This is a genomic window from Paraburkholderia phenazinium (assembly GCF_900100735.1).
Taxonomy (GTDB): Bacteria; Pseudomonadota; Gammaproteobacteria; order Burkholderiales; family Burkholderiaceae; genus Paraburkholderia; species Paraburkholderia phenazinia.
This window is the reverse complement of the sequence record NZ_FNCJ01000003.1, coordinates 334,845-358,890: the sequence shown is the minus strand read 5'-3', so window position 1 is coordinate 358,890 and position 24,046 is coordinate 334,845. Positions and strand designations below refer to the sequence as shown.

19 protein-coding genes are annotated in these 24,046 nt (G+C 58.0%); 7 read left to right on the top strand and 12 right to left on the bottom strand.

The window, feature by feature from the left end:
* Positions 1 to 197: 197 nt before the first annotated feature.
* Complete coding sequence (locus BLQ92_RS39280; protein WP_143016543.1) at positions 198 to 617, bottom strand: hypothetical protein; 420 nt, start codon at positions 615 to 617, stop codon at positions 198 to 200.
* A gap of 855 nt (positions 618 to 1,472) precedes the next feature.
* On the opposite strand from BLQ92_RS39280, the gene BLQ92_RS08780 reads away from it, so the two are divergent.
* Positions 1,473 to 3,173 (top strand): site-specific integrase, encoded by a 1,701-nt coding sequence (locus BLQ92_RS08780; protein WP_090683480.1) that lies wholly within the window; start codon positions 1,473 to 1,475, stop codon positions 3,171 to 3,173.
* Between the two features lie 40 nt (positions 3,174 to 3,213).
* Here the strand turns inward: BLQ92_RS08780 and BLQ92_RS08775 are convergent, their stop codons facing one another.
* Genes BLQ92_RS08775 through BLQ92_RS08760 form a run of 4 tightly spaced genes read right to left on the bottom strand, consistent with a single transcriptional unit; the run spans position 3,214 to position 7,474 of the window.
* Positions 3,214 to 3,879 carry a TniQ family protein gene (locus BLQ92_RS08775; protein WP_425194911.1) on the bottom strand — a complete coding sequence of 222 codons (666 nt, stop codon included), beginning with the start codon at positions 3,877 to 3,879 and terminating at the stop codon, positions 3,214 to 3,216.
* Positions 3,833 to 4,810 carry an AAA family ATPase gene (locus BLQ92_RS08770; protein WP_090683477.1) on the bottom strand — a complete coding sequence of 326 codons (978 nt, stop codon included), beginning with the start codon at positions 4,808 to 4,810 and terminating at the stop codon, positions 3,833 to 3,835. The genes BLQ92_RS08775 and BLQ92_RS08770 overlap by 47 nt, the downstream gene beginning before the upstream one ends.
* A gap of 25 nt (positions 4,811 to 4,835) precedes the next feature.
* The gene (locus tag BLQ92_RS08765) at positions 4,836 to 6,842 is read right to left on the bottom strand and encodes an integrase (protein ID WP_090683475.1); all 2,007 of its coding nucleotides are present in this window, start codon (positions 6,840 to 6,842) and stop codon (positions 4,836 to 4,838) included.
* The gene (locus tag BLQ92_RS08760) at positions 6,839 to 7,474 is read right to left on the bottom strand and encodes a hypothetical protein (protein ID WP_090683474.1); all 636 of its coding nucleotides are present in this window, start codon (positions 7,472 to 7,474) and stop codon (positions 6,839 to 6,841) included. Before BLQ92_RS08760 ends, BLQ92_RS08765 begins: the two co-directional genes overlap by 4 nt.
* A gap of 563 nt (positions 7,475 to 8,037) precedes the next feature.
* Here BLQ92_RS08760 and BLQ92_RS08750 point away from each other — a divergent pair.
* Positions 8,038 to 8,841, top strand: coding sequence for a trypsin-like peptidase domain-containing protein (locus BLQ92_RS08750; protein WP_175772237.1), 804 nt, complete (start codon positions 8,038 to 8,040; stop codon positions 8,839 to 8,841).
* A gap of 152 nt (positions 8,842 to 8,993) precedes the next feature.
* Here BLQ92_RS08750 and BLQ92_RS08745 read toward each other — a convergent pair whose 3' ends face one another.
* The 4 genes from BLQ92_RS08745 to BLQ92_RS08730 all read right to left on the bottom strand — a co-directional run bounded on the left by BLQ92_RS08745 (position 8,994) and on the right by BLQ92_RS08730 (position 11,043).
* Entirely contained in the window at positions 8,994 to 9,320 is a 327-nt protein-coding gene (locus tag BLQ92_RS08745; protein WP_218133031.1) for a hypothetical protein, read from the bottom strand.
* A 273-nt stretch (positions 9,321 to 9,593) separates the two neighbouring features.
* The gene (locus tag BLQ92_RS08740) at positions 9,594 to 9,926 is read right to left on the bottom strand and encodes a hypothetical protein (RefSeq protein WP_090683468.1); all 333 of its coding nucleotides are present in this window, start codon (positions 9,924 to 9,926) and stop codon (positions 9,594 to 9,596) included.
* A gap of 75 nt (positions 9,927 to 10,001) precedes the next feature.
* The gene (locus tag BLQ92_RS08735) at positions 10,002 to 10,343 is read right to left on the bottom strand and encodes a hypothetical protein (protein ID WP_090683467.1); all 342 of its coding nucleotides are present in this window, start codon (positions 10,341 to 10,343) and stop codon (positions 10,002 to 10,004) included.
* A 91-nt stretch (positions 10,344 to 10,434) separates the two neighbouring features.
* Positions 10,435 to 11,043 carry a hypothetical protein gene (locus BLQ92_RS08730; protein ID WP_090683465.1) on the bottom strand — a complete coding sequence of 203 codons (609 nt, stop codon included), beginning with the start codon at positions 11,041 to 11,043 and terminating at the stop codon, positions 10,435 to 10,437.
* A gap of 243 nt (positions 11,044 to 11,286) precedes the next feature.
* On the opposite strand from BLQ92_RS08730, the gene BLQ92_RS08725 reads away from it, so the two are divergent.
* Together BLQ92_RS08725 and BLQ92_RS08720 are read left to right on the top strand one after the other, a co-directional pair.
* A complete protein-coding gene (locus tag BLQ92_RS08725; protein ID WP_143016541.1) occupies positions 11,287 to 11,952 on the top strand; it encodes a plasmid fertility inhibition factor family protein in 666 nt (221 codons plus the stop codon).
* Positions 11,953 to 12,245: 293 nt separating this feature from the next.
* Complete coding sequence (locus BLQ92_RS08720) at positions 12,246 to 13,640, top strand: hypothetical protein (protein ID WP_143016540.1); 1,395 nt, start codon at positions 12,246 to 12,248, stop codon at positions 13,638 to 13,640.
* 358 nt (positions 13,641 to 13,998) lie between these two features.
* Here BLQ92_RS08720 and BLQ92_RS08715 read toward each other — a convergent pair whose 3' ends face one another.
* The 3 genes from BLQ92_RS08715 to BLQ92_RS39895 all read right to left on the bottom strand — a co-directional run bounded on the left by BLQ92_RS08715 (position 13,999) and on the right by BLQ92_RS39895 (position 19,346).
* Positions 13,999 to 16,791: a UvrD-helicase domain-containing protein gene (locus tag BLQ92_RS08715; protein ID WP_090683460.1), complete on the bottom strand. Its 2,793-nt coding sequence runs from the start codon at positions 16,789 to 16,791 to the stop codon at positions 13,999 to 14,001.
* A 156-nt stretch (positions 16,792 to 16,947) separates the two neighbouring features.
* Entirely contained in the window at positions 16,948 to 18,627 is a 1,680-nt protein-coding gene (locus BLQ92_RS08710) for a DUF3732 domain-containing protein (RefSeq protein WP_143016539.1), read from the bottom strand.
* A gap of 188 nt (positions 18,628 to 18,815) precedes the next feature.
* A complete protein-coding gene (locus BLQ92_RS39895; RefSeq protein WP_176860733.1) occupies positions 18,816 to 19,346 on the bottom strand; it encodes a hypothetical protein in 531 nt (176 codons plus the stop codon).
* Positions 19,347 to 19,482: 136 nt separating this feature from the next.
* On the opposite strand from BLQ92_RS39895, the gene BLQ92_RS08700 reads away from it, so the two are divergent.
* The 3 genes from BLQ92_RS08700 to BLQ92_RS08690 are packed head-to-tail and all read left to right on the top strand — an operon-like array spanning position 19,483 to position 24,024.
* Positions 19,483 to 22,488, top strand: coding sequence for a Tn3 family transposase (locus BLQ92_RS08700; protein WP_090683457.1), 3,006 nt, complete (start codon positions 19,483 to 19,485; stop codon positions 22,486 to 22,488).
* Positions 22,475 to 22,822, top strand: a complete 348-nt coding sequence (gene tnpC, locus BLQ92_RS08695; protein ID WP_011875611.1) for a Tn3 family transposase post-transcriptional regulator TnpC — start codon at positions 22,475 to 22,477, stop codon at positions 22,820 to 22,822. Before BLQ92_RS08700 ends, tnpC begins: the two co-directional genes overlap by 14 nt.
* Positions 22,819 to 24,024: a hypothetical protein gene (locus BLQ92_RS08690; protein WP_090683455.1), complete on the top strand. Its 1,206-nt coding sequence runs from the start codon at positions 22,819 to 22,821 to the stop codon at positions 24,022 to 24,024. The genes tnpC and BLQ92_RS08690 overlap by 4 nt, the downstream gene beginning before the upstream one ends.
* Positions 24,025 to 24,046 lie beyond the last annotated feature (22 nt).

Here is a 24,046-nt window from a genome sequence, read left to right as displayed (position 1 = left end):
ATTTTAAAAGCCAGCATATTTTCCTTATGCTTGCGCAAACTCACGACTAGTGATGCGATACCAATTTTGGCAAAACAAATCGAATTAACAAAGCCAAAACTACCGGCAAAGCGGCCGCCGATATCAATATAATTTTCCGAATTCTAATAGGCCCCCACTCGCCACGACCATTTATGAGACCATGCAACTTGACCGGATCAATGGCGTTCAGGCGGTCCGCCAAATTCTTTAGACTCGCAAACAAACGTTCCCCCCCCAGTACCATCTTCTTGCGGATACCCTTGGGAAAGTGCATTTATCCGGATCGTAAATTCTCTTCCAGACCATAAAGCGCTATACGCATAGTCAAAAATAACGCATAGGTTCGAGCAAAAAATGTAGTCGTCGGCCAGAACTTGAGACAGTGGCTTTGCGCAGTCTCCATAAACAGACAAGTTTCTATAAATCTTGTATTTTTGAAAACATGGAAAATATTTTTCAATAATATTTCGCTCACCGCTGGTGAAACCAATATCCACCCTAGCGTTCGACTCAGTCGGAATTGAAATTATTTGCAGGCCCTTTCCTATATCGACCTTTATGCCGTAAGATTTTGCCAATTTTTCGTATTCGAACATTTTATTTTCCACATCAACATTCTATTGATAAATATCTTGCCGGCCGACATGGAGATCAACTGACGCTATCCACCATAACTCTTACTAGCCTACTCGCGAACTAGTATCACTGATGCAAACTCCCGCCTTTCTCAAACAATCGATCCAACAATCCCCGGAAAGTGCTAAAAATTGCGATTTACCGTTGCACCCAGTTCGCAAGCCAAGAAGAACCATCAAACAGAATCAAAACCATACATTACATTTTGTTACATATTGATGCGTAGTACATACGACAATTATTAATTTTTCAAGTAGGCAATAGCCCTTAGAGAGGGGTATATATTACAAATTGCATCCATAGGGTGACATTTTCCTGTCATCGCATCGCTTTCAAGTGAGGTTCTATAATTGTTAACTCAGCCCTCGAGTTATTCCGTATCTGATCTGGTTGGATCTCTGGCTGACGACGTGCAATCAGACGATCCCGTGAAAGCTCGAGCTTGCCATCAGCCGTCTCGGACAAAATCTGTGACTTCCGATCCAACTGATCCGGCACTGGAATCATCGCTTCAGCAATCTCGGCTTGTATGCGTGTAGGCGAACATTTCGGTACGGAACGCGCCAACCGTTGGGGCCTTGTTAGTTCACGCGGTGCCCGGGTGAAAAATTGACGCCACCGCGCGTCGCGTCAATAGTTTTGAACTTTGCAAAGGGCACGTGATTTCGGTAGTCGGGCGGGTGGCTTGAGGTGCAACGGTGCAGTGGCATGGTCACCAAGGAAATCGACCGGCGGCACAAGACAGAAAGAGAAGCATGTTATTGCGATAAGTATTCTTATCGTAATGGCATCGTTTCTGACCTAAACTGGAATGCATGAAAACGCGTCAGTCTCCGGCGCCAGCGCTCACTGCACCCGCATCGCCGCACTTCCCGGATGTCGCGTCGCTCGCTGCGCTGCGCGCCTGGTACGCTGGCCTGACAGCCCGCGCGGCTGTCGCCCGCTACCTGTCCTCCACCAGAGGCGACGGCCAGTCCGCGCGCGGTATCCTCGGTCGAATCCGGCGCCAACTGGTTGCGTTCGCGCACAGTCGCCAGCGCGACGATCTGGCGGTCCTGTTTCAGCATCCCGTTGCTGAGCGGTTAAAGCGGGCGACCGCGGTTGGCCACGCAATCGAGTACCTGCGGTCACAGCCCGTACCCGAGCCGCACATCACCGACGACGTCGGCCGGTGGTTTCCGCCACGGGCGGTCGGCGCCCTGCGCGCACAGGGCATCAATACGCTGGCGGACCTTACGGTGCGCATTCCGCGCCGGCGCCGCTGGTGGGTGGCGGTTCCCGGTCTGGGTGTCGCCAGCGCCCGGAAGATCGAAACCTTCTTCGCCGCCTGCCCGCAACTTACGGAGCGGGCCCGGCAACTGGTCGCCATGACCCAACCGGCAATCGTCGTCCCGTGGGAATCGCTACGGCTGCCAGAAAAGGTCGACGGCTCGCAGGGCACCTTCCGCGCGCCGCAAGCGACATGCACGCTCGATGCCACGAACGACTACGCAGCCGTTCAGGCGTGGTTGTCGCTGCACGAAGCACCGGCAACGCAACGGGCCTATCGCAAGGAGGCAGAACGCCTGATCCTGTGGGCCATCGTCGAGCGCGAACGGGCGCTCTCGTCGCTCACCACGGACGATGCGATCGCCTATCGTGCCTTCCTGCGCCGGCCGACACCACACGAGCGCTGGGTGGGTCCGCCCCGGCCGCGCACTTCTGCCGAATGGCGGCCCTTCGCACGCGGCCTGTCTGCGCGCTCGGTGGCGTACGCGCTGTCGGTGCTCGGCGCACTGTTCAGGTGGCTGATCGAGCAACGCTATTTGCTGGCCAATCCGTTTGCCGGCATCAGGGTGCGGGGCAGTGCGCGCGCAGCACCGCTCGATGCGTCCCGCGGTTTCGCCGAAGGCGAGTGGCTGCTGGTTCGCACGGTGGCGGACGGTCTGGAATGGTCGTATGGCTGGGAGGCGCCCGCGGCCCAGCGCCTGCGCTTCCTGCTCGACTTCGCGTATGCAACAGGACTGCGTGCCGGGGAACTGGTTGGCACGACCCTCAGCGGCGTCCAGAGCGATGCTCACGGTGATCACTGGCTGTATCTGACGGGCAAAGGCAGCAAGACCGGCAAGGTCGCGTTGCCGCCTCTTGCACGCACGGCGCTCGCCCAATATCTGGTGCAACGCGGACTGCCGGTCACACGGGCACGTTGGCGGCCTGACATCCCCCTGATCGGCAGTCTCGCGGAGGACGGCGTCGGTCTTACCACGGCGCGACTGCGCGTTGTGATGCGACGTTTTTTCTCGCAGGCGGCCGACATCATTCAGCAGGACCACCCGGTTGCCGCCGAAAAGTTGAGGCACGCCACCCCGCACTGGCTGAGACACACGCACGCTTCGCATGCACTGGCACGCGGCGCGGAACTCACAACTGTTCGCGATAATCTGCGCCACGCGTCGATTTCAACGACGTCGATCTATCTGCACAGCGACGAGGTGAAACGGGCGCGGCAGATCAGTGCGGCATTTCGCGCAAGATGAGAGCGAACGCGATGTCGGCAAGCCGCGAACCGCTACCGCTTCATCCGTAATAGCGCTCGAAGTACAGACGGTTCATCGCGACGCGCTCGTCCTTCTTCATCCGCTGCGAACCCAGGATTGAAAAGACCTTGTGGCTGTAGCCCGCGCGGCAATAGGCGCAACGGTAAGGCGCGTCCAGAAAACTCACGCTCAGGACGTACGGCGCCTCATAGCCACATCGCCGGCATGCGGTCTCCAGCGGCCGGCGATGCGCCGGGCACACATCCACGCCGTCAATCTGATGCAGCACGCTGTGATACCCGCGCGCCAGACAGCATCGGCAGTAGCGAAACAGTTTGCTGTAGCGGCGTCGTTGCGACGGGACCAGAAGCGAGCCGTGCAGGATCTTGAGCGGCACATTGAGCGTGTCGCGCAGCCGCCGGATGTCGATGACGCTGGCCTGCGGCACCACCCCTTCGTAGGGATCGATGTCCGCACCCATGAGGAGTGCGGCAACATGGCCCGGCAAGGCGTTCGCTTTCTCGAATTTCCACAGGATCGTCACCAGCGATTCGCACGGATCGATCCACTTCGCGCTGAAAAGGTAACCCAGGGCCGGTGTCAGCTTCCGCTCGTCAAGCGTCAGGATCGGGAAACGCGGCGGCATCACCCGCCGCGCCTTATGCGGCGACGAGCACGCGGCCGGTTGCATGACGGGACTGGACATAGCCGCAGTGCTGCACGGCGTATGCCCACAAAGCAGGCTCAGGGCTGTATTGCAGACCATCCTTAAGTTCGCTTTCCTTCAGGACGATCTCGACCACTCTCGCGAACGATTCCATCGGAATTTCAAGTCGGCCCGGCAGGTTGGCCCTGTTGTGCGCGGCCTCGAATGCATGCCAGAGCAAGTCGGCGTCGCTGACCAGCCGATACCCGGCATCGAAGGCCTGCGGAATATAAAAGCGCGTGAAGCTCCACTCGCTGCCCTCCGGGTAGGCGGTCTGGTCGTATCCGTTCAGGCACGTCGCCACATCCTCGGCGTTCCGGATCCCGTAAAACGACAGCTCGTCGACCATCAGGCGGGCCACGATCTGCGTCTTGCCCGCAATCTGCAGACTGGTCTTCTGCGAGAGCAACTCCTGCTGACCGACGAGAAAGGTAAACAGCTTGATCTGCTGCCGGTCGAGCGCATCGTGCACGTCACGCAACCACTCGTATTCATTCTCGTTGTAGCGCTGCGCTTCGTCGCAAAAGAGCAGCACCGTGCCGCTGCCAGCACGGGCGGCTGCCTCGCGAATCCTCAACGACAGTCGCAGGCGCTTGGACGGATTGGAGCCGGCGTTCGGATCGGGATCTCCGACGGCCTCGAGCAGGTTGGCAAAGAACGGGCCTTCGGCGTGCCGCGGTTTGTGCTCGCACTGCGCGTGATAGCTGGTCATCCTGGGATGGTTGCGGGCGAGCAGCAGCCGCACGTACTCGATCGCACGCGTCTTGCCGATCCGCGATGGTCCGTAGATCAGCGCACCCATGATCCGGTAGTGCAGACATCGGACCACGAGTTCGTAGAACGCCTGGATCGCCGGGGTGGCGATCCGATAATTGCCGGTTGCCAGCGGATGGAGCGATGGATCAATCGGACGCGGTATCTGAAGTGACATGATGCCTCCCATGCAGACGACAGGGTTAAAAGACCTGACCGGTACCGATAGAGAGTTTCTTCGGCCGGACTGGCGTGCGAGGTGCAAGCTCGACAGTGGTACCCGTCGGTGTCGCAGGCACCGCCTGGATTGCTGGGGACGCTGCCATCCCGGTTTCCACCGGCCGTACCGGACCGACTGGGGTGCGTACAGTCGGTGCTGACGCCAGCAGCTTCACTGCGTGCGCGAGTTCCGTGGCAGCCTTGCGGGTCTTCTTCGCCTGTGCAAGCTTCGTCTGAACGTAAGCCTCGATCGGATTGGCGCCGACCACCGTGCGGCTACGGCGCTTGCCCTGATGCTTGCGAATTTCCTGGCGCAGTTTGAGGTTGTGCGGCACCACACGCCACGCCCCTTGTGCATCGAGCACGCCCAGTTCGGTGCCGTCAGAAAGGAAACCCCGCACACAACGCAGGTCGTCCGCATTCATGTAGACGAGCAGGTGCTTGCCGATCAGGTGCGTGCTGGTCGCCAGCACGTCGTTTGTATAGCGCACACCATGCAGATTGATGTGGGGACGCACGCCCTGGTCGAGGTAGGCCCGCACGGGGCAGCGGCGCGCCGATTGCATCAGACACAACGTGCGGCGATGATGTTCGGCAAGCCACGTCACCACCATCTGTTTGCCGCGGATGAAATACTCCATCGCTTCGAGCGGCGTGGCGTTGTTCAAACCGCTATGCGGCGTGCCGTTGTAGCCCGCAATCGCATACTCGACAAGCTCCTCCAGTTCATCGAGCGACACATACAGACGCAGGTTGCCCTTTGGATCGGCCAGCGCCCGGCGCAAATCGCGCGGATGCGAACCCGTGTAGCCCGGCAGGCGCGAAGACAGGCGGCTTGCGATCGTACCGAAGAAGCGCTCGATGTACGGCCGCTCATCCGGGCTGTACCTTGGTCCCGCGTCGGCGAGACAGCCGACGAATTCACATAGCGCCGTCAACGTTTCATTCGCGAGGTTCGCTTTCGCGTTGTCGAGCTTCATCCACTCCCAGGTCACGTACGCCAGTTCCGGCAACCGCTGCGATGCAAAACCATCCTGCGGTCCGTAGCCGAGCCCCTCTATGCTAAAAGAGCGGGTCCGATGCGGCTCCAGCGCCTTTTCGATGCTCTTGATCACGTCGTAGCGACTGTACTCACGCGCCAGCACGAGATGGTAGGCCAGCACGACGCGCGTGCACACGTCGATGATCACCAGCAGCCACACCCGCTCCATTTCGAATTCGTGTTCAAAGCCAAGCGGATCGCGCACGACCACTTTTAACCGGATATCGAGCCGGTGACCGTCGAACTCCACCACCTGATAGGGACGTGTCGCCGCAGGACTTTCCACGCCGTCATCCCGGCGCGGCAACCCCTTCAGGTGCGAAGCGCCCGCCGAGCGCGCGGCGGCACCGAAACTGCGCAGCATTTCTGCCTTCAGCCGCTGCGACAGCGAACGGATCGCACGTCCTGCCGTGTTGAATGGGTAGTCCGCTGCCGTCAGGCCCACCGCGCGACACTGGCGGAGGAATTCGTCATGCAGCGGCTGCAGCCCTCGCAGGCGGGTCCGCAATCGCCCATCGGTATTGATCTGTTCGAGCAGCACGCGACGCTGTCTGACCTGCAGCAGCAGCCACGCGGCGAGCGTCGGGTAACGCTCGAAAAGCTGCGACAGCGCGCCCGCGGCGCCGCAACTGCCGCGCTCACCACATATTTGCACCGGACTCAGACGAACATACTCGGCGATCCGCACATAGCTGACCAGGGCGCGGAACCCAAAAGGCCGCCCGTCCGGATGCGGCGACAAGGCCCGTTCAAGCCAGCGATACAACTGGCGTCGATTGAAACCAGTAGACCGTTCGATGTGTTTGAGCGATTCGCCGCGCGCGTAGCGTACCAGCGCCTGCATGCGCGCTTCAAACGCGCGCTGCGCTTCGTGATCGAATTCGGTGTAAGCAACGTCAGGCCACGTCGCCACATCGATTGCCTGAAACTCCGGCTTGCGGCGGCTCATGAGATTGCCTCCGTGGCGACAAACGACGTGAGCAGGGATAGCGCCTGCGTGTGCAGATCCGGCGCACTGATCCGCCCGGCATGCAACAGGCCGAATACAGCCGTGCGGACCAGAACCGGATCTCCGGTCGAAAACTCCCGCTCGATCGCAAGCAACTTCTGGGGATGGGTCAGGACGCGCTCGATCGCTCGTGGCAGGGACGGTGAAACAAGACCCCGGTTGGCCACAATGCACGGAAGCATACGCTGCCAGTTGTCGATCCACACCCGTGCGGCCGCGAGGTCAGCCGGAGACACGCTCCGGATGGGCAGCGCTGCTCCATCGAGAGCGCGGTGGGGTTTAGGCATCTTTTCATCAGCATGTGAATCATCAAGGATAACTAACTCTTGCCGATCAGCATAACGGACCCAAAAGTCGGCAAGTCGCTGCAGCCCCTCGACATGCACATAGCCGGGCCGCTCGCAGAAGGTGGTCACCGCGGGATCCGCTTCGAGCAGAAACCACTGCTCAAGCAAGGCGCGCCTGTATAACGTTAGCCGTCGGGCCAGCTTCGGGCTGAAGGCTTCGAACCGGTGCGCGCCACGCGGACGGACAAGCGCGACCGGCTCCGTGATGTGCAGGGAATTTTCCATAAGATCAATGCCTTACGGACGGGATTCGAAGTGTAGGACGCGAAGTGACAAATTTAATTCGGACTTATGCGAATTGACGCTTTTATTTCGTTCGGACTGCAAGCAAAACTGTCACTGCAACGGCGCGGCGGCCCGATGTTCCGAGGTCTGGTCGGTGACACTTTTAATGTGGTCTACGGTTGATCTCTGCAAATGTGAGTCGGGCTGAATCACCGGGTAGTTCGCGCAGGTGAGTTTCGAGGGAGTCGTATTTTGCCATCTCGCGACGGGCAGCCTGTGCTGCTGCTCGGTGGTGTCTGGGACGGACAGCATACCTGCTTCCGATCTCGCGGAGCTACAGCAGATGCAATCAATTGCACCACGGTCGTATGAGCCAATCACTTCGCAAAACAGCTATGGACTTGACTGCACCGCCGGGGCTAGCTAGCGTGCGAGCTGGTCGCATCTCCCGCCAGGAATTGCCGGCGGATGTGACGCCTCCCGCGTGGCCTTTGAGGTAAAACGATCGAGTGTCGGTACTGGAAGCGATGGGTCATCGGTCTAAAGTTACGGGGGGAACCGAGATGGTCGAACGGGCATCTTTTTGGCATTCAGGTATTCCAGATTGCGTCAACGCTATGGTCTCCTGGATTGAAGGCGCGGATCGTCGACCTCTACCTGGTCTCCACGGTACTGGCTTCTTTGTACGCAGGCAACGCAGCGTAGCGTTCGTGACCTGCAGGCATTGCCTTGGCGCGCCGGACGCTGACTACCACGAAGTTCTGCGACAGCTGGCAATTCCCCGTCATGGCGTCAACCGGCCCGTGGGGCGCTCAATCCGCGACTGGGTCAAATTCGACACGTACGCCATCCCCAGAGTGAACTGGAACCACGAAGCCTTCTTCAACGATGGTGATCTTGATCTGGCGGTGCTGAAAGTGTCCGCCGTGGACGATCGAATTACAAGATCGCTGCTGGCACGGTCAGCAAAGTTACCGCCAACCGGCGAGTGGCTTGAACAGGTGTTTGTTGCCAACGGTGAGGGAGAGATTGCAGGATTGGTCGCAGTCGGATTTCCACGATCCTGCGAGGGCACTTCAATCGACTATGAAACTGGAGACGTAGAGCTAGGGCGCGTAAAAATCGGAGGAAGAGTGACGGGGCGGGGCGACTATCCACACACTTGGCGCATAGAATTCGATAACGCGCAAACCCAGCCGTCGGACCTGGATGGTATGAGCGGTGCGCCAGTTTTCCTCCACTGGAAGAGGCCCGAAGGACCGACTTTCGCCCTTGCCGGAATGATGATCCGGGGGACCTTTCCCGTCGGACAATTTATGGATGTGAGCTGGTACGTGGCGGCGCTCAATCAACTGCTTGAGTCGTGATTTCGCATCGTTGGCATGCTTGATCAACGATTCGCAAAGGCAAGCAGCGTTTTCACGGTGAAAATGCTGGATCTCGCATGCGGCAGGTTCACGGATACAGCGGTATCCGACTCGTCGGCTTCACTCTCCCTTTGGACGCGCGTGCGCTTTGACTAGTGGTCAGCGCTCTTCAGTGCGATGTCGAGGTAAGGTTGCCACTCCCGGTAGCCGGACGGTAGCTCCGGCGACGCGTTGTGAGCATTCAGCGGGTCGAGTTTCCAATGCCCGCACTTTTGCTGCCAGGTGGCAAGCAGCGTAGCCGCGTCCTGTTTATGCTCGACGCTCGCTTCCGGATGGTTTGGAACTGCAAGCAGGATCGCCAAGGCGCGCCTGTCTGCAAATGGACGCGTATCGGCAACTGCTTGCGGCATTGTCCGGCCGCATTGTGGGTGTTGAATCGCTGCCCAAACACTACGTAAGGCATCAGAAACCTGTGGCATACGACAATCTCCAGTCAGCAAATCGCGGTGCTTGAAAACAAGCGAACAACGACGTAGGCCCGAGCAGCCCATTTCAGTGCCCTCACCTCTTCGCTGCGCTGATAATTGAAATATTCTACCCAGGCTGATGAGCGGCGCCGATGTCATCGGCCAATCGGGCTCACGAGAGAAGGGCTTGCCCCGTCCGCCATGCCATGAAACGCTCCAACCCGAGCCATACGCCGACAACGAGAGGTGCCCACAACATCCGTGTGTGACGTCTCCCCCCGCGCGTCATCCGAGATTTGTCATGACATCAACGATCAGAGCATTGATGCGGCCAGTGGCCCTTCTCAATGCGCTCGTCATGTTCATCAGGTCCTGTCTGTTCGACGCCTCACGCGCAGTTACGAGCTCACTGAGAGCGTCGGACAACATCTGCCGGCGACTGTCGGTCAGTGCCCCGCAGGCCTCGAACTCACGATTGGCTCGCGCTGCAATGTCCCGAAGCGAATTATCCAGAATAGCGCAATCGCCAAGCGCCAATGTTCCGAAGACCCTGTTCCAGATGCTGATCAGATCGTCCGCGGCCTTGACCGCAACGGATTGCGCGATACCGTTGTTCATGTCAACTCCAGGCACTTTCGCCAGCTTGCTTGTGTTTCCGTCATCGTAAGGCGTCTGGCGCGGTTCGTGAATCGTTCACACCGGATCTTCTTCTTCGAGCTGAGCCACACCTGTGTTGGGAGGCGTCAGCAACGAGCCGGTTTTGAGAAGGTAGGCCGAGCGCTTGTCCAGATCGTTCCGACATAGCTTCATCCTCAACCTGTGAAAAAAGTTTGGCCACGGGTTGAAAATGAACCGGTCCATAAAGTGCGTCGCCAGTGCTGCATGCTCGGCGCACAGATCCCACGCCTGATTGACACGCGCAGCATGTTGCCTGACGGCCTGCACCGCAGCGGGGGCATCGACTCCCGGCGCGCGTAATGCATTGAGTGTTCTCGCAAATTCATCGAGCAGTTCTTCGAATCCGGCGTGCGTCATTCGACAATGTGTCAGATGTGCGCTTAGCCGGATGGTTTGCCCACGCACAGCGCATGGGTGGCGCGGCGAAATCGGTTGGTCGCACGGGATACTATTGCGATAGATGGATTTCCACCGACTGCAAAACGTCGATTACGTCGGCAGCACCAATAAAATCAAAAAGGACCGTGCCCGTCTGGTCAGCCGTAATCTCAAACACCGTCCCAAGAGTGCTCTTTACGGCCGCGTCTCGGTTGTGGGCTGGGTATTTCGACAGACGTTGGCGGCCCTCCTTGGTGATGTTGAATCGATTGCCATGAGCGACGCCGTTACGCAGGTGATAGACGAACTCAAGGATCGGTGCCCGGTCAAAATACTTGTTACTCTTCCTGTTGAGTTCATCGCCAAGCGTCAGGAGCGCGGCGATCGCCCAGTTGCGGATGAAGCGGTCTTGCAGGCTCTGATCCTCGCGCAGCAGGTCGAGATAGTGCCTGAGGTCGATCGTGTGTACGGTGCCGTCCTTTCGCTTGATTTCGCCCGTGGGAGCATGGCCAACAACTGTTACGGGATTCTGGCCGATAACCTTGGTCTCAACGGGCGGCAGCGCGTTGATCGACACAGGATTGACCGCGACATAGTGCGCTGTCAAAAAGGAATAGTAACCGTCTGCCAGATGCTGAGCCAGACGGCTAACCGCAAGTTTCTTTGGATCAATCGGCATGTTTCCTCATCAAACGGTCGCTTCAGAGTTCGGGAAATATCGTACGCTAGCATCTCGCGAAACTATCACCCTCCTCGCTTTTCGCGGCCAGTCATTCAGGTGAGATTTTCGAACGCGACGATCCCGTGCCTTGCTTTTACGCCGCAGAACTGAGGTTACAAGGCACCGATTGACGCCATTTTCCGCTCAACTGAGCAACCTTCTACCTCGAAGAGTAGGCGGGTAACCCCAAGCCAAACCGATATGAAAACCTTTTCCCATCTCGAAACTATGGGTGGCCTGAGACGTTACGCCATCTTCCGTGTGACAACAAAGGGACGTGGGGATGTGTGGATGCGGGTAGCAGAATCCGAGCGTCAGCGGTCGGTTGTCGAGGTCGACGCGAAGCGCTTCCTTGATGCCTGGCGCGGCCCCAAGAGCAGTCATCCGGAAATCGCCCACTTGGACAAGGCGGGTTGGAAAAACGACTACAAATTTCATCAGGCCGAGGACGGATTCAGGCCAGGCTGGTCGAATCCCGTTCCTCTCGCCGAGGTCAATGCAGGATATTGGATCGACGGCGTACAGGATCAGCACATTACCGCTTCCGGCCGCTTTGTACGATGGATCTGGCGAGCTTTTCCACGTAGGACACCGACCGCTCTCGAGCCAGAACGACAGCCATACATTAGCTTCACGAATGGAATCACACGCACCATCTGGCTGTTGGTAGCCGGCGCTGAACGTTTCCCAGTAACGTGCGGTTCGGACGATGCGGCGATTCTGCATCACTTTGTCGGCACGGCCGACAGCGTTCCTTGCCCGGTCTCGAATCTGGTGCCCGATATCGGACATATCGAACGTCTCGAACAAAATCGCGCCTTCCACGAAAAACTCGAGGCACACGGCTTGCCAGTCTGGCTTGCATGAAGTAGGCCACGTCGCGTGAACGGTAAATTCCCATGTCCCAGAAATTCTCTGTTCCCCGATGCGGTCGCCACCTCATAAACGGGCTCCACACGGCAGACGCTCGACGCCAAAACGTTTTCGGTAACGCGTCGACGTTACTCGCGCGCAGGGAGCCCAGTGTCTCATGCTGGACTTGCCTGTGTCGGCATGAGCGGGCACTACCATGCTTCCGCGGGGGGCATTCAAAGACGAGCTAGTCGCGACTGACAATATAAGGCGTGCAAACCTCAAGTGCGCGTCGTCTCGGTGTTAGGATGACCCATCTCCTCCCTCCTGAAGACGAGTTCCTATCAATGGCTTCAAGTCAGGCATTTTGGTTAGCCAACCGGCGAGTGCAATCCTGGCGCGATGATTACACCGTTCGCGCAATTGAATTCTTGACATCAGTCATGGACAGCTCCACGTGGTCGCGTCGCGTCCAGGCTGTGAAAGACAAGTTCGAAGCAGAAAAGCATGATTGGCGTCAGGGCGATTTCACTACCCGCTTCGCGCCTCGCGATCTGATCGACTGGTACATCTTCCAAGCGAACGCCTATGCAAAGCCCGAGGAGCGCCATGACTGGTTCGAACCAGAAGCCTTCAGAATTACGCCGATATTTCATCGGATCGGCGAGCTCGTTCCCCAGCTTGAGCAAATCGACGGTGTGATGGACCGCGTCAAGGCGATGATGACGACCGGCCAGGTCAAAGCCGATGACGCCCTGTTCGAACTGCTTGTCGCGGGCGCCTACAAGACGCGCGGATGGTCCGATGTCCGCTTTCACCCGGAGAGTCCCGGCACCAAGAAAAGCCATGACCTGTTCGTGGGGACCGGAAAGAACCAATGGGCCGTAGAGTGCAAGCGCATCAATCGCTCGGGTGCCGGCTATGAGGCGAGGGAGTACAAGGACGCCCAGCGGCTCGCGGCTCCGGTGCACGAACTGTGTAGCGCCAGAGAGCGCTCTCTCGTGGTGGGCGTTGGCTACGAGGTCGAATTGTCAAAGGTGCCGGACGACTATCTGGTCGAGAAAGCGCACGCATTTCTTCGGGAACCTTCATCATTCCAGTGGGACGACGGCATATCAAACGGCTTCGTTCAGGACATCGACCTACGCGCCACACGAGCCGTCCTCGAGAGTGACGATGTGTTCTTTGGATCGAGCAGAATGGTCGAGTTACTCCTTGGAGACCACACGCCTGATGCCGACTATAGCGTGGCCGCACAATGGGACCCCGCACCGAACAGACCGTTGTTCGCCACGGCAATGAATCAGGCGAGCGTTGTTTGCTGGATGAGTCTTTCAAAGCAGGCGCAGCTGGGTAAGGCCCGTCATTTCAAATCGGTCGTTGCCGATGCATGCGAGCAAATTCCCGAAGACTGTCCTGCGGTAGTACACGTAGGGTACGAATCGTTTGGCGGCAACGCTGTTGACGACGTGCGCCATATGCTCAATCACCGGGAGATGCTGACGTTCGACCCGAAGGGCAAGCAATTGAGGTGGGTCTACGGAAACTATATGCGCCCCGAGCATACCAATAGCAGCAACGAGTCTCAAGCCATGAGTGAGACGACAGCGACTTACCTGATCGGCGAGCACTCAGCTCAGCCTCCGCTTCCCGGTCACCTGCTACTCCAAGACGATAATGGAACCCCGGGCGCCCATTGGTAGTTCGCTGGTGCTGCTGTAGCGCCATTGCGGCGGGGCAGACAACTATCGAATGCATGGGTATTTGCCTTCGTAGGTCCGCCCCGCGCGCGACGCCTTGATCCTGGCAACCAACCTTCGGCCATCCACACTCGACAGACCCCTGCCGCTCGTATCCCCTTCGGACATATTGCTCGGTCGAGATAACAAGCACGCGATCACTTTCGCGGACGCCACGGACCATAAACGTGCCCGGGCCGTCGCCAAGGCCGAGATGCAACTGATCAAGGACAATATCGGTGCCATCGGGCCGCAGGGCAGTCACCAACTGCACGGCCCTTGTATGATGCTCCGGCGAATCCTACGAATATGTGTGCATTGCTTAGTAAATCGTGTCCGCCGTATTGAAGCATTGTGCCGAGCTAAATCTTGTACAACCGAAGAATGGGCCCCGCCGCCCGATTCTCGGTGTCATGTAGCCCTGTTTGCAGACGTCACATCTTCTGGGCTTGTCATGCTTTCCCTCGAAAACGACGGCACCGTCATACTCTTTGTCGAGCAACTCAAGCACGAATCTCGAAGGCTCCTTCGATGACATCAGCAAGGTCACCTGCTCGCGAGCCCGTGTGAGGGCCACGTAAAACAGTCTGCGCTCCTCCGCGTATTCGAAAGTCTCGCGGCCCGTGAAAGACAGGCCCAAAAGTGGATCGTCTTCCATCTCTGAAGGAAACGCGTACCACTTTGCCTGCAAACTATGAACAATGACGAAATCGGCTTCGAGCCCCTTCGACTTGTGAACTGTATCAAGCGGCTCCGATGGCTTTTCCTTGTTCGTTAGTTTCTTTTTTATCTCGATGCGTCCGCTGTACTGCTGATTCCATTTATCTACTTGTGCTTCGGTAACCGGGCCAGTTGTTTCATACCTGTAGCGACCGAGCAAAAGAATTGTGATGACCTGCTTGCGCTCAACCGCAAGTGCGGCAAGTTCGCGAATCTTGGTCTCGATACACTCCAGCAAGCCAGCGTCGCCCGAATATTCGACGATCCGGATCACGCCCCGGCTTTCTTTGTTGTCCGCCAACACCTTCTTCGGAATCTGCGTCAGATTTTTCGCCACGAATCGCGCTGCTACTGTGCTGATTCCCTGATTGCTTCGAAAAGTCTTGCTGAGATAACGGGTTTCAGTCTTTCCGAAATGCTCATCAAACGAACGCATGATGGACAGGTCCGAACCAGCAAAGCGGTTAATCGCTTGCCAGTCATCTCCTACGGCAAAAAGGACAGAATCAGGATGCTGGGCTAACAAGGCCTTGACCAGCCTTGCTCGTCCGGGGGAGATGTCCTGAAATTCATCCACCAAAATGAGCTTCGCCCGTGACGGGTAGCGCTTTTCTTCAACGTAAGTTGCGGCCATGCCGATCATGTCTGCGAAATCGATCGAGTTAAGCTCATCGTGAAGGCGGGAATCATAGGCTTGCCAAACTGGAACGAGCAGATCCACAAATGCAAGTGCGCGAACCAGATTAGTCTGGTGTTTCGCTTGCCTCTTTATGTGACCTTCGCTGTGCCCGCTTTCCTTGGAGTGCGAGATAATTGTCAGCATAAGCTTTATCAAATCCAGATCATTGCGATCTTTCAGACGTTGCTGCAATTCTTCACTCGATCTTGGCGAAAAAACCACCCCATATGAACTGAGCGTATCGTGCAGATACGTGAATATGGAACCATCCTTGAATTGTGCGCTCGACGTTTCGATCAGAATGGTTCCGCAAGCAGCGTGCAATTGGCGCTTGCTTGCCGACGACCTGACATAGGATTCGCCGAACGGCGATGTTCCGTCCCCTCGTAACGCGAAATGCTCGTGATAAAGCCGACGGCCATCAGGCAGGACATACATGAAGTCCGGCTCGTATTTTCTCCAGCCATGCTCGGTAACGCTGTGTTCGTACGGCGATTCGTAGCGGTACTGCACCCCATGGACGTAAAGCCAGTTAGCGATCGAGAGTTCCTCGAACGACTTTACAGGGTCTCCCTGAAGCGTCGGAATGCCCCATTTTTCCGGCTCACCTTCGTTCCTTCCCTTGCTTCGAATGAAGGCTTCATAGGATTCGACATCGTCGAACTCCATCTCCGGCTCCGATTCCCAATGGACTGCCTTGAACAGGAGCCAGCGCGACAGAAACGAACTGTCGCTAGTCCTGAGTTCGGTGACCACTTTTTGCATGAGTTGCCGCGAACCGACTTCAGGACGGGTCTTCTGCCCGGTCACATCGCGAATAATCGAATTTCCAAGGCTGTGGAACGTCTGTGCCCTGATCGAAATACCAAGCCGGTCTGCGAGTCGAATCCGGATCTCCTCCGCCGCTTTGTCATTGAATGCAAGGGCGAGCACTTCCTGCGAATCAACATAGCCTTTTTGTATCGCATATCCGACCTTCGCGACAAGTGTTGAGCTCTTGCCGGAACCTGCGGCCGCCACCAGCCGGTTACGATCCTCGTGAATGACCACGGCCTCCTGCTGTTCCTCTGTTAGTTCCGATTTCTCCACCTGCTGGAAAAAGTCGATCCAATGCGGATCGGCCATTTCGCGCTTGACATAGTCGGCGTTCCACTTATGGACGCCCGTGTGCGGTGGTTTGACCATCTCCGAAATTTCAAGAACTCGTGACCTGGTTTTGTCGTATCGGACGTCGTCAGCGAAGGGCCATTTGTCGAGTAGTGCTGACGTGACCGGAAGATGTGCCACGTGTAAACGAACGGTATCGAGAAGCACGTGCACATCATAGTCACGGATATAGCGGTTTCGCTGGGTGAGAATTGTGAGTTCAGAGTCGAGTGCCCTCATATGCGGAAGAACTTCCGCATATTTTCTTCGCAGCTCTCTTTCAAGACCGGTTTTCCGCTGCTGCTCGAGATTGGCCGCAGACTTCACCAGGGCGGACGCATTTTTTCTCGTCAACCCGGCAAGCGCAAACTCTTCCCCGTGAAAATCAATGACGATGGTCGCCCAGAACCACTTGGGAAGAATGCGCGCGGATTCGATAGCCGCTACCGCGACGCGCCGACGACTTCCGTCTGCTTCATTGATCTCACTCTCAGGTGAATTCAGAACAATCGTCCATTGGGATACTCCCGCAACTAGGCGTCCCCACCAACCCGGAGAAAATGAAATCATGTATTCCCTTATCCTATACTTTTTTACGTCAGCAACCCCGCGCCTTCTGGCAGGACCGGTCGCCCGGCGATGTGCGAGCCTTTCGCGAACCACGGCCGGCACGGGCCAGGGCCGAGCAAAGCAATGCGACAAACGGACGAAGCTGGAAATGAACTGCTATCTCGATAACGGCCAGTCTTGCGGAATAAGCTTGACCCCGTTGCGCCAGCGCTCGCGAACAGCGGCCTGAAAACGCGGATCATCGCTGAAGTCAGGATGGTCCGTAATAATGATCTGGAAGCGACCTTCCTCCTCTTCGATCACGTCGAAGATCAACTTGTAAAGCGCTTTGACGGCCTTCCGGTCGGTATCGATTTTGGTGAGATCCACATTTTCGCGCTGCTCGACATCTGGAGAGAAATGCGCCTGCGAAAGCTGATCGAGCAGAAGAAATGAGGGAACAGGACGCTTTCGTTCCGCGAGCCACTTGTGCAGGGCAAGATGCGCAACGATGTGGTAGCCAACGTGGTTTTCTCCGCTGCCAATTTCTCGCATCGGGATCGGCCGATTCGGGGTGTCTGCAACAATGGTCAGCGCCCTCGGGTCGAGGCGCAGCGGACTATCCGAGTATTCGAGGTCGACACGTTCAGCGTAGTCGGAGAGACTGCGGTTGACGTTGGACAGACACGACTCCAGACGTTCCTGGATGGCGTCGGTACTGACGGCTTCGTAGAGCTCCAGTTCCAGCTCCCTGAGCTTTGCAAGCTTGTTGAGTTGCTCACTTACGTCGGGCATCTCCGGAATGTTTTCGACGTATAGGCTGATGCGTCCAACTACGAGGGCCTGTCGCGCCTCTTTGTCCGACGCGAGCTGTAGTCGCTTGCTTGACCGCTTGATGGAGCCGAGTAACTCGCGATTCGCCTCCAGGTCACGACGGTTCTCGATGAGTTTTTGTTCAATCTCAACAATCGCGGATTCAATGCGTGGCGTCGCCGAATCCATCGCGCCGCCGCGCTCTCCGATAGTGTCCTTTGCTGTACGCAGCTCACCGATTGACGGCGCGGAAGACGCTGTCGGAAGGTCCTGCAGGCACAATGGACACGCATGACCCTGAACGGAGGGTTCGAAAACGGAGATGGCGTCCAACCGGGCGACATGCTCAGCGGCTTCCTTTGCAAATCCGCGAGAGTTGCCTTCAAACGCGCGCGCCCTGTCTATTGCAGCCTGGATAGCACGTTGCGCCTGCATTAACTCGGTACGTTTTTGTGTCAGTCGATTGAATTCGGCCTGGTCATCGCCATCCGCAACAGGTGCAGCGAGCGGAGAGTTCTGTATCCGTTTTAGGACTTCCACTTTGTCAGCCCACGAAGCGTCATCCGCGAGGTCGGACAGCCCGACCGATTTGGCCTCTGCCAGCAGGGTGTCAGCACGACTCACGCCGTCCCCGACGATTGCGGACGCTTCGGCCAGCCGCTTTTCGAGTTGTCGGATTTCGGCGCGGACCTGCTTCAGCAGCTGCTGATTCCGGATGTATTCGTCGGTAACAGCGCCAAGAAAGTATGGCAACGTGTCCTTGATCGCCTGGGCTACGAAGCGATCGCTAGCACCATGAAACAGGACGCCCTTCTGGCCAATCTCGTTTTGTGACTGAAAGCAAAACGTGAGTGCGTGATTGAAGGTCGCGGACAGCGGCGGACGTGAGTGTCCTGCCGGCGGCTCGTGCAGATAGTCCGTTATGCCTACCCAGGACGCCAGCATCGCCGCCAGTCCGGCGGAATTCGTGGTCTGCCGAAGTTCGGCGGCTTGCGGAATATCGAGCGATTGGCCAATCTTGGGATCTGACCAAGATCCGGTCAAATTGCCATCATAAGCCTGAAAGTTATGAAGCGACGGATCTCTATGCTTTGATGGAATAAGGAACTCGGGCTGTGGATGCGTCCCTGAGCTATCGCGTCCGCTTGCGCGTCGGCATGCAGACAGGTCAACGTGGTCAGCCAGCGCGGGACGGTCGCGTCCTTAGCTGACTGGTCTGAATGTGCGGTCTCTTACGCGGACATCGTTCGCAGCAAACCCCGCATGGCATCCTCCAGGGTATCGTGCCGGGGACCGTCAGAGGCCGCCGCTACGACCCGGAGTACGTCACCTTCGAGTCTCGCCTCCCACGAGACGATACGGCGGCGGTCATGGGGAAAACGGGCCACTTTTTCCTCAATCAGGCGCTCGATGCCCTGTGTGACCTCACGCCGTATTTCGGGTGGAACACTTTTGTCGAATCCGATCTGATCACGTAGCGCTTCAGCACGCTCGCTCTCGGGCAGGAGGCTGGTATTCCACGCCGCAACTATCGCCGTCAGTGCGCTCTGATATTCCTCCAGTGTTGGATGATCGGATACCTCATCCTGAAGCAGTTGGGCGAGGGGCCAGGAGATTTTCTGCTCCGGCGGCAGGTCATTACGATCGAGAACGATAGCGTCGGGGATCCCTGACTGAACCGCTCCCCGTCGCAATGCCTCCAGGTCGCGCGTGCCCAGCTTGCGGGCGCGCGACGATTTTTTCTGCTGGCTGGCTTTGCCCATGTTTCTGTCCCCTTCGCTGCGTTCTGAATCCGAAAATTATAGCGGCCAGCTGGTTGCACAGACTGGCACAAGTGTGACGGCTTTGCCGGATTTTTTGCGCTACACTGGCCAGCCCATTCGAGATCCGGAATCCGGCATGGCGACCATCGAACGTACCGCGTATCCGAGGTTGCCCAAGGGTTTTTCACCGGAGGAACTGCAGGCGTTCTATACGCCGGACGTCGAAGAGCTTGAGTGGGTGCGCCGCAACGCGCGTGGCCAGTCCTCGAGACTGGGCCTGCTGGTTCTGCTGAAGGTCTTTCAGCAGATGCACTACTTTCCCTTCGTTGACGCCATTCCCCCCGTTGTCATCGAGCACATCCGGGCGAGCGCGAACATAGGCGCCGAGGCCGCATTCGGCTACAACAGGGCAAGGTCGCCCGCCTTGTTTCGTCACTATGCGGCAATCCGCGAATTTCTCGGCATCCAGTCCTACTACGGCTCCGATGCCAACGAAATCGCGGTACGCGCGGCACATGAGGCTGCCGAGACGATGGATCAGCCGGTGGACATCATCAATGCAACCATCGACAGCCTGATCCAGCAGCAGGTCGAACTGCCCGCGTTCTCGACGCTCGATGCCATTGTGGAGCAGATCCACACGCGAGTTCAAACAGCGCTGTTCCGACGTGTCTCGCGTCGCCTCTCTGATGAGGACAAGGCCCAACTGGACCGGCTGATCAAGCGCGAATTCAACCAGCGCCAGAGCGCGTACAACACCATCAAGCGATACGCCTTACGCCCATCGCGAAAGCATATCTCCCTGCTCGTCGACCATCTTGCCTGGCTCGATGGTTTTGGCGACTTCAACCATGCGCTGGAGGGTGTTCCCGCGACAAAGCTGCGCTCCCTCTCGACGCAGGCGATGAGTCTGGACGCGGCGAATCTGAAGGAAACCCTGCCGGAGCGGCGATATACGCTCATTGTCGCGTTGCTGCATCAAATGCGCGTGCGAGCCCGCGACGACCTGGCCGAGATGTTCATCCGTCGTATGAGCGCAATCCACAAGCGGGCCAGGGAAGAGCTAGACCAGATCCAGGCACGTCAGCGCGAACAGATGGAAAGCCTGGTCGATACGCTTGACGGCGTCGTCAATATTCTCGACGACTATACCGACGACACCGAACTTGGTGCGCGTGTTCGCCAATATCTGGCGCCGTCGGGCGACCTCGAACCATTGCGCGAAAGCTGTGCCGAGGTCCGGGCCTACAGCGGCAGAAATTATCTGCCGCTGCTGTGGAGGCATTTCAAGGCACATCGATCAGTACTACTACGTCTGGCGCATGCACTGGCATGGAGCTCGACCACCCAGTCCGAGTCCTTGCTGCAGGCAATGGAGGTCGTTTTCAGGAACGAATCGCTTCATCGCGAATGGATCAACGTCGAGGTCGATCTCAGCTTTGCTTCCGAGCGCTGGCGCAAGCTGGTTTTCCGCCCGCCCGAGAAGGGTGCGACGACAAACCGGCGTTATCTGGAACTGTGCGTACTGTCCGCCATGACGAGGGAACTGCGCAGCGGAGACCTGTGCGTAGCCGGCTCGGATGCCTTTGCAGACTATCGCGATTACCTGTTGCCTTGGCATGAATGTGAGAAGCGCCTGCCGGGATACAGCGAGAGGCTTGGCATTGCCGACAGCAGTGCCGGCTTTGTGGCGCAGCTGCGCGAATGGCTCTCCGATGCAGCACGCCAGTTGGATGAGCGTTTTCCCGAGAAGTCCGACCATGTGACAGTCAACAAGGCAGGTGAGTTTGTTGTCCGTCGCACCACGGCGACGGTCATCCCTGAAAGCGCGGTGGCCCTGCAAAAGGCGATCGTCAAGCGCATGCCTGTGCGCAATCTGCTGGACGTACTCGCCAATATCGAGCACTGGACACATTTCACACGACACTTTGGTCCGTTAAGCGGCAACGATCCCAAAATCCGCGACGCCGAACAGCGGTACCTGCTTACCATCTTCGCAATGGGGTGCAATCTTGGTCCCACCCAGGCCGCGCGCCACATGGGTGACAGGATCACGCCGCACATGATGTCGTTCGTCAACCGCCGGCACTTGAGTCTCGAACGCCTTGAGAGTGCACAACGCGAGCTGATCGAACTCTATCTCCGGCTTGACCTGCCGAAGCACTGGGGAGACGGCAAGACGGTGGCAGCCGACGGCACCCAGTACGACTTCTACGACAACAACCTGCTGGCAGGCTATCACTTCCGCTACCGGAAAATGGGCGCGGTCGCCTACCGCCACGTCGCCGACAACTATATCGCGGTATTCCGGCATTTCATCCCGCCGGGCATATGGGAAGCCATCTACGTGATCGAAGGGCTGCTTAAGGCTGGATTGAGCGTTGAGGCCGATACGGTGCACGCCGACACCCAGGGGCAGTCGGCTGCGGTGTTCGCCTTCACCTACCTGCTGGGCATCAAGCTGATGCCGCGGATTCGCAACTGGCAGGACCTCAAGCTGTATCGCGTGGATGCTGCGACCCGATACAAACATATCGATGATCTTTTCGTGGAAACGGTTGACTGGGAACTCATCGGGCGCCACTGGAAGGACCTGATGCAGCTCGCGCTGTCGATCCAGTCTGGAGCGATTTCATCGCCCCTTCTACTGCGCCGTTTCGGTGCGGCCAGTCCGAAAAATCGCCTGTCCCTGGCGGCCGAGGAGCTTGGCAAGGTGGTTCGCACGGTATTCCTGCTTGAGTGGCTCGGCAGCAACGAACTGCGACAGGAGATCACCGCCACAACCAACAAGGTCGAGTCCTATAATGGCTTTGCCAAGTGGTTTTCGTTCGGCGGAGATGTGTTGCCAGTCAATGACCCGGACGAGCAGCAGAAACGCCTGCGTTACAACGACCTGATGGCTTCGGCCGCGATCCTGCAGAACACGGTGGACATGATGCAGGCGTTGCGATCGATGGTGAATGAGGGCATTGAGGTCAATCCCGACGACATTGGATTCCTCAGTCCCTACCTCACCAGCAACCTGAAACGTTTTGGCAGGTACGAACTGGATTTTGGACACGTCGAGGGCTGGATACACGATCACCTGTTCGCCGGCCCGGTCCGTTCCCTGCGGAGATCCCGATCCCATGCCCGACCTTGAGACCCCCTATGGCATCGTCGATGCCGACGCGCTGGAATCATTGCAGCAGCGATACGACACGACCGTCATCCAGCAGGCCGTGGATCTTTTCGACACCATCCGCGCCCGCTGCGAGCCCGATGGTTTGCGTGACGATCTTCTGCGCCTGCACGCCATGGCGCATACCGTTATCAATGGCGCGAGCCTGTCGTGCTCGACGGATGACCTTACGCTGGTCGAACAGGCTGATTGCACCATCGAGGAACTCGAGGACTGGATCATGGTGCTCGAAAAAATGATTCTCGCCTTGCGCCCCCTGCAGGATCTGCGATCCGAAACGGACGAACCACTGTGAAGCCTGCCTCGTACAAGTGGCAGTTCGCCCAGCGTTTCCGGCGCCACGCTTTCGGCTGGCGCTCGGACGTACCGATCCAGCGTATCAAGGAAGCGCTCGCGGAGATCCGGCAGGTGGCGCGCGGCGATACAGTGCTTGCGGCAGAGGGCGCTGTGAAATTTCTGGAGAAAGTTTCGCCCGCGCTGGAACACGTCGACGGGTCGTCAGGTGCGATCGGCACGGCCGTGAATCGTGCGATCGAAACACTGGTCCCGGTCATTTCTGGCGCACAGGTCGACACAGTCACGCGCCAGGCCTGGCTCGAGCGGCTATGGGAAGCCATTCAGGATCAGGGCGTCCCCTATATCGAAGGTCTGTCGGACGAATGGGACACACTCTGCGTGACGCCCGAAATCGCCAGCGAGTGGGCCGACAGGTTTATTGATCTCGTCGAGCACGTCTGGTCCGAGGGGCCCGGGGGATATTTTGCGGGGACACCGATCTGTCTGGCTTCGCTATATGCAGCTGGGCGACATGCGCAGTTGATCGCACTGGTGGACCGCGCTCCGTTCAAGATGTGGCACTACCGACGCTGGGGCGTCAAGGCACTGCTTGCGATGGGCAGAAAGGCTGAAGCCGTGGCCTACGCGGAAAACACGCGCGGCCTCAACAGCCCGGACGGGCAGATTGCGAAAGCTTGCGAGGCGATCCTGCTGTCATCGGGTCTTGCCGACGAGGCATACCGGCGCTATGCATGCGAAGCGAACCAGGGCACCACCTACCTGGCAACTTTCCGTGCCATCGCAAAGAAGTATCCGCACATCGCGCAAGAGACCATCCTGAGCGACCTGGTTGCTGCGTCGCCAGGCGAGCCAGGGAAGTGGTTCGCGGCAGCCAAGGACGCAGGCCTGTTCAACCAGGCCATCAAGCTGGCCAATGCCAGCCCGACCGACCCCCGGACGTTGACGCGCGCGGCCAGGGACTTTGCGCAGAAGCAGCCGGGATTCGCCATGGCCGCCGGTCTCGCGGCGTTGCACTGGATCTCGATGGGCTACGGCTACGAGATCACAGGTGTCGATGTGCTCGATGCAAGCCGCGCCACGCTGCAGGCAGCGGAACACGCTGGCGTCGATCCCGAATCCGTGCGGCAGCAGATTCGCTTTCTGGCCTCCGGAACCTCTGTGCACGCGGACTTTTTGAGTCGCGCCCTGCAGGCGATCTAAGCCGGAAAATCATCGTGAAAAA

Bases quoted from the DNA above. Each gene is read 5' to 3' on its own strand.
- BLQ92_RS39280 (WP_143016543.1), bottom strand. From the start codon at position 617: ATGTTCGAATACGAAAAATTGGCAAAATCTTACGGCATAAAGGTCGAT.
- BLQ92_RS08780 (WP_090683480.1), top strand. From the start codon at position 1,473: ATGAAAACGCGTCAGTCTCCGGCGCCAGCGCTCACTGCACCCGCATCG.
- BLQ92_RS08775 (WP_425194911.1), bottom strand. From the start codon at position 3,879: ATGTCCAGTCCCGTCATGCAACCGGCCGCGTGCTCGTCGCCGCATAAG.
- BLQ92_RS08770 (WP_090683477.1), bottom strand. From the start codon at position 4,810: ATGTCACTTCAGATACCGCGTCCGATTGATCCATCGCTCCATCCGCTG.
- BLQ92_RS08765 (WP_090683475.1), bottom strand. From the start codon at position 6,842: ATGAGCCGCCGCAAGCCGGAGTTTCAGGCAATCGATGTGGCGACGTGG.
- BLQ92_RS08760 (WP_090683474.1), bottom strand. From the start codon at position 7,474: ATGGAAAATTCCCTGCACATCACGGAGCCGGTCGCGCTTGTCCGTCCG.
- BLQ92_RS08750 (WP_175772237.1), top strand. From the start codon at position 8,038: ATGGTCGAACGGGCATCTTTTTGGCATTCAGGTATTCCAGATTGCGTC.
- BLQ92_RS08745 (WP_218133031.1), bottom strand. From the start codon at position 9,320: ATGCCACAGGTTTCTGATGCCTTACGTAGTGTTTGGGCAGCGATTCAA.
- BLQ92_RS08740 (WP_090683468.1), bottom strand. From the start codon at position 9,926: ATGAACAACGGTATCGCGCAATCCGTTGCGGTCAAGGCCGCGGACGAT.
- BLQ92_RS08735 (WP_090683467.1), bottom strand. From the start codon at position 10,343: ATGACGCACGCCGGATTCGAAGAACTGCTCGATGAATTTGCGAGAACA.
- BLQ92_RS08730 (WP_090683465.1), bottom strand. From the start codon at position 11,043: ATGCCGATTGATCCAAAGAAACTTGCGGTTAGCCGTCTGGCTCAGCAT.
- BLQ92_RS08725 (WP_143016541.1), top strand. From the start codon at position 11,287: ATGAAAACCTTTTCCCATCTCGAAACTATGGGTGGCCTGAGACGTTAC.
- BLQ92_RS08720 (WP_143016540.1), top strand. From the start codon at position 12,246: ATGACCCATCTCCTCCCTCCTGAAGACGAGTTCCTATCAATGGCTTCA.
- BLQ92_RS08715 (WP_090683460.1), bottom strand. From the start codon at position 16,791: ATGATTTCATTTTCTCCGGGTTGGTGGGGACGCCTAGTTGCGGGAGTA.
- BLQ92_RS39895 (WP_176860733.1), bottom strand. From the start codon at position 19,346: ATGGGCAAAGCCAGCCAGCAGAAAAAATCGTCGCGCGCCCGCAAGCTG.
- BLQ92_RS08700 (WP_090683457.1), top strand. From the start codon at position 19,483: ATGGCGACCATCGAACGTACCGCGTATCCGAGGTTGCCCAAGGGTTTT.
- tnpC (WP_011875611.1), top strand. From the start codon at position 22,475: ATGCCCGACCTTGAGACCCCCTATGGCATCGTCGATGCCGACGCGCTG.